Consider the following 13,952-nt stretch of genomic DNA (forward strand, 5'->3'; position numbering starts at 1 on the left):
TCATGAGCCAAACTACTAGCCCCCAAATACGCGCAACAGCAAAAGAGCTGGATTTAAAGTTAAAAACTGTGGATGAAGATCGGTGGTTGGCTACTAGGTATTCGCCCAAGCCAATTCGATCACGTCTGGTTGCTTTTTATTGTCTCGTTCACGAATTGGATCGAACTTTGACAATGTCTGAACCAATGCTGGGGCATATTCGTGTTCAGTGGTGGCGCGAAGTTGTTGAGCAGGTTTATTCCGGTCAAACAGTTCGGTCACACGACTTGGCGCTAGCGTTGAAGGAAGAGCTGGGCTCTCTAGAGCATCTTCTAAGTGATTTTCTTGATCTTTTTGAAGCTTATGACGACGTGTTGGAAAAGGGGGTATCTGACCATAAATCTCGCATTGAGGCGGGGGCTCAGGTGTCCGCTACGGCGTTTAAAATTGTTCGTTTGAAAAACGATGAACATTTGAAAATCGTCGAAAATTGTGGCCGGGCATACATTGCTAGCCGGCTAAATGCCGAAAACACTACGTTATTATATGACCTTGCGAGACGGGATTTCAAAATCATTCCAATCGAGTTTGGAGGTGTTGTAAATCATGTTTCGCTTGTCCCTGCTTATGTGAAATCAACTCGTTTAAGTGGGATAAAGAAACGTTGGCTCATCTTTAAAGCGGTGTGTTCAGGTCGTATCGGAGCTCTGGTGTGAGCCGCCTTTTATGGAGGACGCCTCTGCTTGGGAAATTGATCTTCAATGCTTGGAGGTTAGATGCGAGCAGAAAACTAAATTGGACAAAGGATTGGATATCTAAAACTGATACCATTCTAGAAATAGGTTCTGGGCCGGGCAGTGTATTGTCAGTTTTTAGAGATGCTGGATATTCAATCGAGGGTATCGATGTTTCAGATTCGAGTTTTGCACAAGAATTAGCGCCTAGATTATATGATGGTGAAAAAATGCCTTTTGAAGATAGGCAGTTTAATGTGAGTTTGTTGCTGACAATGCTTCACCATACCCCCAAGCCGGATGATATATTGATTGAGGCTAAGCGTGTTTCAAAATGCCTCATCATTGTTGAGGATGTCTATAACGGTCCAATTCAGCGTGAGTTGACTAAAGTCGCAGATAGCATAACCAACCTAGAATTTATCGGACATCCGCACACCAATCGGTCAGATGAAGAATGGTGTGCGACTTTTGATCGTTTGGGATTAGTTCTAAAATACAAAACCATTTACCGCGTTGCGGGGTATTTTCTGCAAGCGGTTTATGTTGTTGATGTTATCTAGTGCTGTTGTAGGTCTAACCAACCATCAATATCCTTAAGTGCCCGAACTGACATTGCTCGTTTTTTGGCGCGTCCTTTTTCTTTTCCGCGATAACGTTTGCCTGTTTTTGGGTCAACTTTTTCAAATTCAGTGATCTCAGGGAATAGTCCGAAATTGACGTTCATTGGTTGGAAAGTGGCTTTGCCTTCAAGGTGGCCGCCTGTTACGTGAGAGATAAGTGAGCCTAATGCGGTTGTTTCTGGTGGAGGCGGCACTTCATGGCCTAAGCGCTCAAAAGCTGCAAAGCGACCAGCCAGCAATCCCATTGCGGCACTTTCGACATAACCTTCAACACCCGAAACTTGGCCAGCAAATCGGATGCGTGGCTGTGATTTGAGTTGAAGCTTGTCGTTCAATACTTTGGGGCTGTTAATGAAAGTATTGCGATGAATACCGCCTAATCGCGCAAACTCGGCGTTTTCAAGACCAGGTATCATGCGCAAGACTTCTTTTTGCGCGCCATAGGTCATTTTTGTTTGAAATCCCACGATATTCCAGAGCGTGCCGAGTTTATTGTCTTGTCTTAATTGTACGATAGCATGGGCTTTGACATCCGGCTGGTGAGCGTTCGTTAAGCCTACGGGTTTGAGGGGGCCGTAGCGCAAAGTATCTGGACCGCGAGAAGCCATGACTTCAACCGGCAGACAGCCTTCAAAATATGGGGTGTCTTTTTCCCATTCTTTGAATTGAGTTTTGGGTGCTTCATTCATTGCCTTTAGGAATGCAAGGTATTGCTCTTCACTCATAGGGCAATTGACATATGCATCTGTTTCGCCTGAGGGGCCGGGTTTATCATAGCGAGACTGGCGCCATGCTTTGCTCATGTCGATGCTGTCATAGTAAACGATAGGCGCAATGGCATCGAAGAATGACAATTCGTCTTCGCCTGTCAGTTCCTTGATCGCTTCTCCCATAGAGGGAGATGTGAGGGGCCCTGTTGCAATGATGACATTGTCCCATTCTTCAGGTGGAATACCCGGAACTTCTTCACGTTCGATAGTGATGAGCGGATGTGCTTCGAGCTTTGCCGTGACATCTTGAGAAAATGCATCGCGGTCAACAGCCAAAGCGGAACCGGCTGGTACCTGATGGTCATGTGCCGTGGAAATGATTAATCCATTTGCGCGGCGCATTTCTTCGTGAAGCAAACCAACAGCGTTATTCTCATAGTCATCAGATCTAAATGAGTTAGAACAAACTAGTTCCGCAAATCCATCTGTTTGGTGGGCTTCTGTTTTTCTGACTGGACGCATTTCATGCAGAACAACAGGAACTCCAAGATTAGCTGCCTGCCAAGCAGCCTCACTACCAGCCATGCCTCCGCCAATAATGTGGATGGGATCAGGGCTTGATTTTTTTTGATCATCACGTTCTAGTTGTGTCATCAGTTCGATAAGTTCCGAGTTTTTTTGGGGGGCACAATGGAGATTTGTGTAAGAACCACAGGTAATAGATTTGTGGTAGCTTTTTTTGCCTTGTTGATGTTTTTTATGTTTTTGGTAGAGGAGGCAAGAGCTGAAGATTATGCGTCCCATTATGTAAAGGCGATCCAGGAAAAGAATTACTCAGAAGCGATGGTCGCGGCTCGAGCGATTTGGAAGAGGTGGGACAAATCCCATTCTTCCTCAGAAATTCAAGCTTTAGAATTCTTGAATACTGCGTTGAATGCGTCCGATTTTGAATTCATGAATTTAATAATTTCAGATTTGTTTCAAAGTCGCGCTGACGGGGGGCTTGTTTTTCAAAATGAAAGCTTGCTTACTCTGTTGGATGAGTATGTTGCATTTAAAGTTTCTGACAAGCAAAAAATACCCAAAGAGGTAATAAATAAATTAGTCGCCCATGTTAAAAGTTCTAATTCTCAATATCCTATGATTGAGTTGAAAGTAGCTGATCTTCTCGCATTGCAAGCAACTAAACAAGGGCAAGCCCAAATCGCCCATGACTCGTATCAATCTATCGCCCTAATTTGGGAGAAGCAGGGGGACGAATTTATAGACCGTTGGTACTCCGCAAAAATTGTGGCCAATTATATTCATTTTGCGAATTATCAGAATAAAAACGCATTTTATGACATTGCTCAGGCTGAAGAAAAATATCTAAAATATAGTGAATCAAATCTAAAGCCACACCGGACAAATGATCCACATATTTTTGATGATGGTCATGATCGACAAATTAAACTGAGGGCTCAAGGTGATGTGTTAATGATGACTATGGAGGCTTATTGGAAATCTTCTGGTGAGCGGGTCCCGCGTTACAGATCCACCAATAGCAGTCATGAGCATCTTCCTGATGATGCGAATGTTGATCTGGAATCAGACAAAAGCACACTTCCTTTTTGCAAAGGAAAGTTGCTTCAAAAACCAAAAATGAGATACCCAAAGGCAGCACGAAAAGGTTTTAAAGTTTTTGTTGGGTCATCAATGTTTCGAGTTGAGTTGGACGAAAAAGGAAAGCTAATCGACACAGAATTGTTGGCAGTATTTCCATCTCAATTGACGTTTGACGATAAGGCATTGGCTAATATGAAAAAGTGGTATTGGAAGCCAGAAAAAGGTCAAGATTTGTCTAAATGTACAATGGCTACAACAGACATGATTTTACCATTTCAATTCGTGTTGAATTGATAAAGAGGAAATTTGAGATTGACGTTTTTGTACATCCAGTGAAATTCTAGACCCATTAGAATCTTAGGGGTGTTCGATGAGCGATGAAGTAGAGGCGGGTGGTCTCTGGGGGCTAGCTAGATCTTTTCGAGCAGGAAAGAAGTCGAAACCAGCGTTTGAGCATTGTCAAAATTGCGGAACAGAATTGACCGGTCCGTATTGTCACGCATGTGGTCAACTAGCGGACGATTTTCACAGGCCAATTTGGAGCTTAGTAAGAGAAGGGTTCACTGATTTATTATCCTTGGACGGTCGACTATGGAAAACGCTACCTCAATTATTGTTTAGGCCCGGGCACGTCACGCGCCAATACATAGATGGCAAACGAGCATCACAAGTACCTCCATTCAGATTGTACCTGATCGCTAGTTTGATTTTCTTTTCCACCTTTTTCTTATTTGGACCTTCTGGAGACGATGTAGAAACATTGTTTGGGGCAACGCCGAGTGCACAGGAAGCATGTGAAAAAGGGCGTGAAGCCGCGCAAAATGATCCTGATGCATTAGCAAAAATCGAAGAGATGTGTCAGCAAGCCAAAGAGAATGCGCTCGAAGAACGAACGATCGGACAAATCAATCTTGGTGAAGGGCGCGAAGAGCTTTCGAAGCGTATTCAAGAAAACGGTGATATGCTTCTCAAGGAACCACAACGTTTTTGGCTATTGGTACAGAGTTGGGCACCGCGTATCGCCTTTTTATTACTACCGTTTTTAGTAATTGGACTTGCCGTTCTATTTCCATTTAAACGCAACGTTTATGTTTATGATCATGTTGTGCTTTCATTGCATTATCTTACAATGTTGTTTTTGCTATGGACGACGACATTTATTCTGCCATCTTCTGTTGCAGGTTGGTATGTTTGGGTTTTGATGCTTTACCCATTTTTCTACATGTACAAATCATTACGTGTCGTGTTTGACGGTGGAAGAGTGTTGTCATTTTTACGATCATTGATTTTGTGGGGTGGGAGTTTTCTTGTTGTCTTATTCCTTGCGATGATCACAGTCGCGACAGTTACAATAGCTGCATAAGTTGTCGCCACGAGATGGATATGGTTAGACAATAGTTCAATCGTTTATGAGGTTTTAAAATGGCTGATATTCCTGCGGGCAAAGTACCCATCATGGAGAGTGTAAAAGTTGCTTTCTCCTATTTGGGAGAGCATTGGCAGAAATGGCTTCCCGCATGCGCGATACTCGCATTGGCATCAGGTTGGTATCAGATGCAGACCGTTCGTACTGCTGTTGATGCAGCCAATGGGGTGAACTCAGGACTCATTGCATTTGGGGTGTTTTGTATTTTTCTTTTGACCAGTATTATTGTCAGTGTTGGAATTTATAGACACGTGATCAGGGGTGAGTTTACGCCGCCAATTGGTATCGGGTTTGGAATTGATGAGATCCGAGTACTAGGTGTGACGCTTTCATTATTGTTAGTGTTTTTCATTGGCTTTGGTTTCTTATTCATTCTGTTTGTTCTTGCTGCTTCGATACTTGTCGCCAGCAGCGGTCTTGACCCAGAATTAGCTCAAACAAATCCTGAATTGTTTTTACAGCAATTCTCTGAAGCATTGGGGACTGGCAATGGTCCGTTTCTAATTGTTCTTGGATTAATCCTTGTAGCTGCGATGATGTTTGTTGGTGTTCGTTTGGCATTCGTGACGGCTGCGACGGTGTCTGAAGAACGAATGATGGTTTTCCAGACTTGGAGTTTTGCAAAAGGAAACTTTTGGAGAATTATTGGCGCTATATTACTGACCGTTCTACCATTGGCGATTATTGGTGGAATAATCATAGCTGTTTCAGATATTGTAATACTCGGCAGTGCGGAAAGTGATGCTCGTGTAAATGCTTCACTTCAACAGCTATTCATAGTTTCGACTATTGAGGGGTTCGTAAATGCAATCATCTCGATCGCTAGCATCGCTTTGATGGCTTATTTATACAAAGGCTTGCGTCCATCCGATGAAGAATTGGAAAAAATGCGCGAAAAAGCTAATGAATCTTAGTCACTTTATCTGATCAATTTATCCGGTAGCCCCAGCTTATTTGGCTGGGGCTTTCTTTTTGCGCGTCGTCTTTTTTGTCGCTTTTGATTTGGCAGTTTTTGCTGCTAATTGAGCTTTAGTCTTAGCGGGAGCGCGCGGTTTACGTATCGGCTTGTCCGCGGCTTCATGATCTTTCACCTCTGATTTTGAGATTTCCGCTCGAGCTAGAGTTTTCAACTTTTCTTTTTGACGCGCACTGCGTTCAGCTTGTCTTTCTAGGGTTTCTTTCAAGAAATGCCCGGTATGAGACGCTTCAATTTTAATGATGTCTTCTGGCGTGCCTTCGGCAACAATTTGCCCGCCGCCATCACCTCCATTGGGGCCTAGGTCTATAACCCAGTCGGCTGTTTTGATGACATCAAGATTATGTTCAATGACGACAACCGTATTGCCATTATCGACTAGTTCTTGAAGTACCTCTAGCAGTTTTTTTACATCGTCAAAGTGTAATCCCGTTGTTGGTTCATCAAGGATATACATAGTTCGGCCTGTCGCACGGCGAGAGAGTTCCTTTGCGAGCTTAACACGCTGTGCTTCACCACCTGATAACGTGTTTGCTTGCTGGCCAACTTTTACATAACCAAGTCCGACCCGATAAAGTGTTTCCATCTTGTTTCGAATACTTGGCACAGCTGCAAAGAAGTCTTTGGCCTCTTCGACGGTCATGTCCAAAACGTCAGCTATGGACTTGCCTTTGTAGAGAATTTCCAGTGTTTCGCGATTATAGCGCTTTCCGTCACATTCTTCACACGTCACATAAACATCAGGAAGGAAGTGCATCTCAATTTTAATGACCCCATCACCCTGACATGCTTCACAGCGTCCACCTTTTACATTGAACGAGAAACGGCCTGCTTTGTATCCGCGTGCTTTTGCTTCAGGTAAGCCTGTAAACCAATCGCGGATCGGCCCGAATGCACCTGTATAAGTGGCGGGATTGGAGCGAGGTGTGCGTCCAATTGGTGATTGGTCGATGTCTATAATTTTGTCGAGATGTTCAATACCCTCGAGTTTATCAAAAGGAGCGGGAGCAGCTGACGTATTTTGTAGTTTCCGTGCGAGAGCTTTGTATAATGTTTCGATTATCAAAGTGGATTTTCCTCCACCAGATACTCCCGACACACATGTGAAAGTCCCTAGCGGAATATCAACATCCACCTTTTTTAGATTATTTCCTGTTGCACCTTTTAGAGAAACTTTCTTGGTTCTTGTTCCCCAGCGGCGACGATCTGGAATGGCGATTTCTTCTTCACCGTTGAGGTATTTACCAGTCAAACTGTTTTCATTGGCCTGAATATCTTCAGGCGTTCCTGAAGCAACCACTTCACCGCCATGCACACCTGCGCGTGGTCCCATGTCGACGACAAAGTCAGCGGTCAGAATAGCATCTTCATCATGCTCCACAACAAGCACAGAATTTCCCAAATCTCGAAGGTGGCGGAGTGTATCTAGTAGGCGTTCATTATCACGCTGATGAAGGCCGATTGATGGTTCATCAAGTACATAGAGAACTCCAGTAAGACCCGAACCTATTTGGCTAGCGAGACGTATGCGTTGGCTCTCTCCACCTGAAAGAGTTCCGGATGAACGTGATAGACCTAAATAATCAAGTCCGACATCATTTAGGAATTTTAAGCGATCACGAATTTCTTTTAAAATGCGAGAAGCAATCTCTATCTGTTGCTGACTAAGTTTGCTTTCCACCTCATCAAACCAAACTTTAGCATCTTTGATAGATAGTTGTGTAATGTGACCGATGTGTTCATCGCCGATCTTAACACAAAGTGCTTCAGGTTTCAGGCGATACCCATCACATGCGCGACAAGGAGCAGACCCTTGATACTTTGCGATATCTTCACGAACCCAAGTTGAATCTGTTTCGCGCCATCGGCGTTCTAGGTTTGGAATGACGCCTTCAAAAGTTTTGGTCACTTCATAACGGCGTGTTCCGTCATCATAGACAAAGTCAACTTCGTCGGTGCCAGTTCCATATAGAATGACATCTTGGATCTTTTTTGAGAGTTTTTTCCATGGGGCATCGAGTTTGAATTTATATTTTTGGGCGATCGCGCTCAGCGTCTGAGTTTGATAAGGGGACGAAGATTTTGCCCAAGGCGCAATTGCACCTTCATCCAATGTTTTTTCATGATCTGGAACAATTAGATCCGGTGACATTTTTAATTGTTCACCAAGACCATCACAAGACGGACAAGCTCCAAAAGGGTTGTTGAATGAGAATAGTCTTGGTTCGACTTCAGGAAGAGTGAAGCCAGATTCTGGGCATGAAAATTTAGACGAATAAATAATGCGGCGAGGTGTGTCTTCGCCTTCTTCGGCTTTGGCAAACTCAGCGACTGCAAGGCCTTCAGCTAATTCTAACGCTGTTTCAAAGCTTTCTGCTAAACGTTGTTTCATGTTTTCGCGAACAACAATGCGGTCAACAACAACATCGATATCGTGTTTGAACTTTTTATCGAGTGTTGGTGGTTCTTCTAGATCATAAAATTCACCGTCAACTTTAACCCGTGCAAAACCGCGTTTTAGAAGGTCGGCGAACTCTTTTCTGTATTCTCCTTTCCGACCACGTACGATGGGGGCCAAAAGGTAAAGCCGTGTGCCTTCTTCTAAAGCTAGTGTTCTGTCCACCATTTGGGTAACGGTTTGGCTTTGAATAGGAAGGCCAGTGGCAGGAGAGTAGGGAATACCAACGCGGGCCCATAATAGACGCATATAGTCGTATATTTCTGTTACCGTCGCTACGGTGGAGCGAGGATTCCTTGATGTTGTTTTTTGCTCAATGGAAATTGCGGGTGATAGGCCCTCGATTGATTCAACGTCGGGCTTCTGCATGAGTTCAAGGAATTGACGTGCATAGGCAGATAAGCTCTCGACATAGCGACGTTGGCCTTCAGCATATATGGTATCAAAGGCCAGAGAAGATTTTCCCGAACCCGATAGACCAGTCATTACAACCAATTCGTTGCGAGGAATGTCGATGTCTACATTTTTGAGATTGTGTTCTTTAGCACCGCGTACGCGGATGGACTTCAATTCAGTAGACATAAATGGATCTCTGCTGCTGTCATTATTTGTTTGCGTCTTTGCAACTCAATCAGACATAGATGATGAGAACGAAAAGGGAAACTCTTGATTTTTAACTTTTCGGGTTGGGACAACTATTTGCGGATGAGATTGACAAGAAACTGTCAGCAGTAATTTGGGTGACTTTACAATTAGCGCGGCAATGACAAGAACAATAAGTGAACATTAATCAAAAATGTTGTTAACAAATCGTTCCAAGCCATGATAGAGTGTTGGAAGATTGTTTTTAAGACGTATACCGTCTGCCGATTGAATCACATAACTGTTTAGAAAGTCGATTACATGGCCGGATCAGTAAATAAAGTTATCCTCGTTGGGAATTTGGGACGTGACCCGGAAATCCGTCAATTCCCGAATGGGGGATCTGTTGCAAGTTTTACGGTTGCGACATCCGAGAGCTGGAAAGATCGCAATACTGGCGAACGTAAAGAAAAAACTGAATGGCACCGTGTGGCTGTTTTTTCAGAAGGTCTTGTGAAGATAGTCGAACGCTACATTAAAAAAGGTTCGAAAGTTTATATTGAAGGCCAATTGGAAACACGTAAGTGGACGGACAATACAGGGCAGGAAAAATACACTACTGAGGTAGTTCTGCGTAACTTTGGCTCCACACTAACAATGCTTGATGGGCGTGATGGTCCAAGCGGCGGTCGTGGAGTTAGCGAAGACGGCGGCGGGTTTGGCGGTGAGCCACGTCAAATGGACGGCCCACGTGAAGACTTTTCCGCCGACTTGAATGACGAGATTCCATTCTAGAAATCAGGAATACATCCAGAGGGGGAAGATTGATGCAAACAACAAGTTTCTCTCTCTGGAGTTTTTGTGTGCTCGCGTTTCTTTTTACATCGTCTTGTAAAACAGATCAGTTTGAGCAAATTCACAACAAGAAACCAATTGATGTTTCCGGTCTGGTTCAAGATGCGGAAATAGAAGATGCTGCTCTATTAATTGTACGTTTGGAAGATCGGCAAGAATGGCAGGCCGGCGGTGATCGAATAGAGAAAAGATTTATACCTGCATCAACATCTAAAATTCCTCATACGCTCATTGCAATCGACGCGGGATGGGTCACTGGTCCAGAACAGGTTTTTCAGTGGGATGGTGTGAAGCGCTTTTCCAAAAACTGGAATAAAAACCAAAGCTTTGCAGCAGCTTTTCAGAATTCTACCGTGTGGATCTTTCAAAAAGTCATAGGTGAAGCCCCTCGCGATGAGTTGGTTTCCTATTTACAGGCTTTCAATTACGGCAACGCTGAAATTGGTGATGAGGCTCAACAAAGCAAATATTGGCTTGAGGGACCGCTGGCTATTTCTGCGCGGGAACAGATAGATTTTCTAATAGACCTTGTCGAAGAAGAATTACCTGTAAAAGAGAGCGCCTACCAATTGTCCAAGAAAGTCATGTTGGAAGAAACTGGCATTCCAAAAGGGATGCTAGAGAATGAAGTTGGCAGCAGCTGGACTTTGTTTGGTAAGACAGGATGGGGAGCTAACTTATCTGATTCAGCAGATATTGGGTGGTATGTTGGTTGGGTTGAAAAGACAAACAACGACAAGATTGAAAGATTTATTTTCGCTTTCAATATGGATATGCATAATCCGAATGCGGACCTTCGCAAGCGCAAATCAATTGTTCGTACAGCGTTAAAACGTGCTGGTGCACTGCCAAGTGATGTAAATTAGTCAAAACAGCTGTAAATACCCGCTTAAAACGAAGAATATAGGCGTTCCGCGTTTGCTGTAATGGTGCAAAACATCGTAAACTAAAAACCGAATCTATAAATATTGAGGGCAATGTTTGCGCTCGTTCGAATAGGTAGGTATTACGCGTGTCTGACGAAAACGAAAATCCAGAGAACGAAAACCCAGAAACTGGTAGTGCGGAAGCTGGTGGCCCAGACGAACCTCAGCTGCCTGTTCGTTTCGATCCGAATGAGGAAGGCGTTTCGCCTATAAACATTTCAGATGAGATGAAAAAGTCTTATCTGGACTATGCGATGAGCGTGATTGTTTCACGTGCTTTGCCGGATGTAAGGGACGGTTTGAAGCCGGTTCACCGCCGTATTTTGTTCTCGATGAATGAGAATGGCTATACATCAGACAAACAATACCGCAAATCTGCACGTGTCGTTGGTGACGTGATTGGTAAGTATCACCCTCATGGTGACCAATCCGTTTACGATGCTTTGGTACGCATGGCGCAAGACTTTTCAATGCGTCTTCCATTGCTTGATGGACAAGGAAACTTTGGGTCCATGGATGGCGACCCTGCGGCGGCTATGCGTTATACAGAGGTGAAACTTGAAAAAGTTGCTAATCACCTCCTGACAGACATTGATAAAGACACAGTCAATTTTCAAGAAAACTATGATGGCACTGAGAGTGAGCCTCAAGTTCTGCCCGCACGTTTTCCAAACCTCCTTGTAAATGGTGGTGGTGGTATCGCTGTTGGCATGGCCACCAACATCCCGCCTCACAATTTGGGTGAGGTTATTGATGCAACTTTGGCTATGATTGATGAGCCAAATATTGATGATGAAGCACTACTCGAGATAGTGCCTGGGCCTGATTTCCCGACTGGTGCGCTGATCATTGGACGTTCTGGTTCACGTTCTGGTTTGATGACCGGACGCGGTTCCGTGATTATGCGGGCAAAAAGTTCAATTGAAGAATTAAAGAATGGTCGTGAAGCTCTTGTATTTACTGAAATTCCTTATCAGGTAAACAAAGCATCCATGATTGAGAAAATCGCGGAGCTGGTGCGTGATAAACGCATCGAAGGCATTGCGGATATGCGCGATGAAAGTGACCGTGATGGCGTGCGTGTTGTCGTAGAAGTTAAACGCGATGCCTCTCCGGAAGTCGTTCTCAATCAATTGTTCCGTTATACGCAACTCCAAACTTCTTTTGGTATGAACATGTTGGCGCTTAATAGCGGGCGTCCAGAATTGCTATCTCTTAAAGCCATTCTGCAAGCATTTATTATATTCCGTGAAGAAGTTGTTGCTCGGCGGACTAAATTTGAATTGAACAAAGCTCGGACTCGTGCTCACAATTTGGTTGGTTTGGCGCTCGCAGTTGCCAATATTGATGAAGTCATCAGAATTATCCGTCATTCTCCCGATCCTGCGACTGCACGTGCACAATTGATGGAAAAAGCGTGGCCTGCGATGGATATGCTTCCTTTGATCAATTTGATTGCCGACCGTCGGACACAAGCAAATGAAGCCGGAGAGATTAAGCTGTCTGAGGAACAGGCGCGCGGTATACTTGAGCTTCGCCTGCAACGACTTACAGCTCTAGGACGCGATGAGATTGGTGATGAAGCTAAAGGTCTAGCTGAACGGATTGCAGATTATCTGGATATCTTGTCTTCACGTCCTCGCGTCATGGACATTATCAAAGATGAACTACGCGTTGTGCGTGAAGAGTTTGCTGTACCTCGTCGTTCTCAGTTCATTGATGCTGAGTTGGATATGGATGATGAAGCATTCATCGAAAAAGAAGACATGGTCGTCATGTTTACGCATGGTGGATATGCTAAGCGTACGGCTTTATCGACTTATCGCACACAGCATCGTGGTGGACGTGGCCGTTCGGGAATGGGCACTAAAGATGAGGATGCAGTCACACGTTTGTTTGTGGCAAACACTCATACAGAAGTTTTATTCTTCTCTTCAACTGGAATGGTTTACAAAACCAAAGTTTGGCGCATGCCGCTTGGAACCCCTCAGTCACGTGGTAAAGCGCTTGTAAACCTGTTGCCTTTGGATAAAGGTGAAACAATTACTTCGGTTATGCCTTTACCGGAAGACGAAGAAGAACGTGCAAACATGAATATCTTTTTTGCGACGCGCTCTGGTGGAGTTCGCCGTAATAAGTTGTCTGATTTTACGCAGGTAAACCGTAATGGTAAGATTGCGATGAAACTGGATGAAGCGCAGGTAGCTGGAGCAGACGATGGAATTATTGGTGTCCAGATCTGTTCGCCAAATGATGATGTCATGCTTACCACAGCACTTGGTCAATGTATCCGTTTCCGTGTGGAAGATGTGCGCGTGTTTACAGGTCGTACGTCTACCGGTGTGAGAGGGATTAAACTCGCTGACGGTGATGAAGTTATCTCTATGTTGGTTCTAGGACATATGGATATTACGTCACCTGAGGCTCGTGCATACCTCAAACATTCTTCAGCTATGCGCCGCGCATTAGGCGAGGAAGAGGGAGACATTGAATTCGTTTCAGATAGTGACGGAGAAGATGAAGGTGATGAAGCAGCTTTATCTCCAGAACGCATCGCGGAGTTAACCGCAGCTGAACAATTCCTATTAACAGTTACCGAAGATGGTATGGGTAAACGAGCGTCGGCCTATGATTATCGTGTAACTGGTCGCGGCGGAAAAGGGTTGATAGCACATAAACTTAACGCTGGTCGCCGTCTTGCTGCCGCATTCCCGATTGAAGATGGGGATGAGATCATGTTGGTGACTGATGCAGGACAACTTATTCGGACACCAGCAAAACAGATACGAATTGCCGGACGTGCTACACAAGGGGTGAAAGTCCTACGTACAAGTGGTGCCGAACGTGTTGTTTCCGTTGAACGTCTCGCTGAGCAAGAAGATGATGTAAACGAAGCTGATACTGAAGGGAATGTTGACGACAGCGCTGAAATTGTTGATGTAGCCACTGAGGGTGCACCACAAGGTGAACCAAGTAATGAAGACAGTGTCTCACCAGGCGATCAAGAAGAGTCGTAAATGTGGGACTCCCAATCATGTGTTGATTGGTTAGTTTTCCAAGTGGGAGAGGCAAAATCTT

General features: G+C 44.4%; 10 protein-coding genes. 8 read left to right on the forward strand and 2 right to left on the reverse strand.

Going from position 1 to position 13,952, the window contains the following annotated elements; translation table 11 throughout:
* The first annotated feature begins 2 nt into the window (after positions 1-2).
* Both F551_RS17115 and F551_RS0106740 read left to right on the forward strand, forming a co-directional pair.
* Positions 3-695 carry a squalene/phytoene synthase family protein gene (locus F551_RS17115; RefSeq protein ID WP_051089147.1) on the forward strand — a complete coding sequence of 231 codons (693 nt, stop codon included), beginning with the start codon at positions 3-5 and terminating at the stop codon, positions 693-695.
* Positions 692-1,276 (forward strand): class I SAM-dependent methyltransferase, encoded by a 585-nt coding sequence (locus F551_RS0106740; RefSeq protein ID WP_018996732.1) that lies wholly within the window; start codon positions 692-694, stop codon positions 1,274-1,276. Before F551_RS17115 ends, F551_RS0106740 begins: the two co-directional genes overlap by 4 nt.
* Here the strand turns inward: F551_RS0106740 and trmFO are convergent.
* A complete protein-coding gene (gene trmFO, locus F551_RS0106745) occupies positions 1,273-2,700 on the reverse strand; it encodes a methylenetetrahydrofolate--tRNA-(uracil(54)-C(5))-methyltransferase (FADH(2)-oxidizing) TrmFO (RefSeq protein WP_018996733.1) in 1,428 nt (475 codons plus the stop codon). The two genes, F551_RS0106740 and trmFO, sit on opposite strands and share 4 nt — an antisense overlap.
* Before the next feature lie 36 nt (positions 2,701-2,736).
* Here trmFO and F551_RS0106750 point away from each other — a divergent pair, with 36 nt between their 5' ends.
* The 3 genes from F551_RS0106750 to F551_RS0106760 all read left to right on the forward strand — a co-directional run bounded on the left by F551_RS0106750 (position 2,737) and on the right by F551_RS0106760 (position 5,991).
* Entirely contained in the window at positions 2,737-3,945 is a 1,209-nt protein-coding gene (locus F551_RS0106750; protein ID WP_018996734.1) for an energy transducer TonB, read from the forward strand.
* 76 nt (positions 3,946-4,021) lie between these two features.
* A complete protein-coding gene (locus tag F551_RS0106755) occupies positions 4,022-5,014 on the forward strand; it encodes a DUF3667 domain-containing protein (RefSeq protein ID WP_018996735.1) in 993 nt (330 codons plus the stop codon).
* 59 nt (positions 5,015-5,073) lie between these two features.
* On the forward strand, positions 5,074-5,991 hold the full coding sequence (locus F551_RS0106760; RefSeq protein ID WP_018996736.1) for a hypothetical protein: 918 nt from the start codon (positions 5,074-5,076) through the stop codon (positions 5,989-5,991).
* A gap of 36 nt (positions 5,992-6,027) precedes the next feature.
* On the opposite strand, the gene uvrA is transcribed toward F551_RS0106760, so the two are convergent.
* Entirely contained in the window at positions 6,028-9,093 is a 3,066-nt protein-coding gene (gene uvrA, locus F551_RS0106765; protein WP_018996737.1) for an excinuclease ABC subunit UvrA, read from the reverse strand.
* A gap of 321 nt (positions 9,094-9,414) precedes the next feature.
* Here uvrA and ssb point away from each other — a divergent pair, with 321 nt between their 5' ends.
* The 3 genes from ssb (at position 9,415) to gyrA (ending at position 13,891) form a co-directional block, all read left to right on the forward strand.
* Positions 9,415-9,888, forward strand: a complete 474-nt coding sequence (gene ssb, locus F551_RS0106770) for a single-stranded DNA-binding protein (RefSeq protein ID WP_018996738.1) — start codon at positions 9,415-9,417, stop codon at positions 9,886-9,888.
* 32 nt (positions 9,889-9,920) lie between these two features.
* Complete coding sequence (locus F551_RS16380; RefSeq protein ID WP_018996739.1) at positions 9,921-10,814, forward strand: penicillin-binding transpeptidase domain-containing protein; 894 nt, start codon at positions 9,921-9,923, stop codon at positions 10,812-10,814.
* A gap of 146 nt (positions 10,815-10,960) precedes the next feature.
* Positions 10,961-13,891, forward strand: coding sequence for a DNA gyrase subunit A (gene gyrA / locus F551_RS0106780; protein ID WP_018996740.1), 2,931 nt, complete (start codon positions 10,961-10,963; stop codon positions 13,889-13,891).
* The last annotated feature ends 61 nt before the right edge of the window (positions 13,892-13,952 follow it).

Source organism: Hirschia maritima DSM 19733, assembly GCF_000378345.1.
In the GTDB taxonomy this organism is placed as follows: Bacteria; Pseudomonadota; Alphaproteobacteria; order Caulobacterales; family Hyphomonadaceae; genus Hirschia; species Hirschia maritima.

Bases quoted from the DNA above. Each gene is read 5' to 3' on its own strand.
- F551_RS17115 (WP_051089147.1), top strand. From the start codon at position 3: ATGAGCCAAACTACTAGCCCCCAAATACGCGCAACAGCAAAAGAGCTG.
- trmFO (WP_018996733.1), bottom strand. From the start codon at position 2,700: ATGACACAACTAGAACGTGATGATCAAAAAAAATCAAGCCCTGATCCC.
- F551_RS0106750 (WP_018996734.1), top strand. From the start codon at position 2,737: ATGGAGATTTGTGTAAGAACCACAGGTAATAGATTTGTGGTAGCTTTT.
- F551_RS0106755 (WP_018996735.1), top strand. From the start codon at position 4,022: ATGAGCGATGAAGTAGAGGCGGGTGGTCTCTGGGGGCTAGCTAGATCT.
- F551_RS0106760 (WP_018996736.1), top strand. From the start codon at position 5,074: ATGGCTGATATTCCTGCGGGCAAAGTACCCATCATGGAGAGTGTAAAA.
- uvrA (WP_018996737.1), bottom strand. From the start codon at position 9,093: ATGTCTACTGAATTGAAGTCCATCCGCGTACGCGGTGCTAAAGAACAC.
- ssb (WP_018996738.1), top strand. From the start codon at position 9,415: ATGGCCGGATCAGTAAATAAAGTTATCCTCGTTGGGAATTTGGGACGT.
- F551_RS16380 (WP_018996739.1), top strand. From the start codon at position 9,921: ATGCAAACAACAAGTTTCTCTCTCTGGAGTTTTTGTGTGCTCGCGTTT.